This is a genomic window from Brachyspira catarrhinii (genome assembly GCF_005518285.1).
GTDB classification, from domain to species: Bacteria; Spirochaetota; Brachyspiria; order Brachyspirales; family Brachyspiraceae; genus Brachyspira; species Brachyspira catarrhinii.
In genome coordinates this window covers 1-260 of record NZ_SJDU01000919.1, presented here as the reverse complement: position 1 = coordinate 260, position 260 = coordinate 1, and the positions used below count along the sequence as shown (strand labels likewise).

General features: G+C 30.0%; 1 protein-coding gene. It reads left to right on the top strand.

The genetic code is table 11. The annotated features are described in order from the left end of the window. Positions 1–229: hypothetical protein (locus EZH24_RS15240; RefSeq protein ID WP_236847304.1), on the top strand; the 229-nt coding region annotated here is incomplete at its 5' end. Positions 230–260: the final 31 nt, after the last annotated feature.

The window sequence follows — 260 nt, the reverse complement described above, 5'->3', positions numbered from 1 at the left end:
TTATCTAATTATAACATTAATTCACATTTATTGCAAGTCTTTTGTAAATTTCATAGTATCGCAGGTTTCTTTGTTTGCATTTATGATATTATTCGTTGTCATTACGAGGGCAGCGCCCGAAGTAATCTATTCTGTGTGGATTGCTTCGCTCACGCTCGCAATGACGATAACAAAAATTTTCAATTCGATAAGTTTCAGAGATTATTCTCTGTTATTTATAAAAAATTAATTAATTACAAAGGAGATTTCAAAATGAGAAA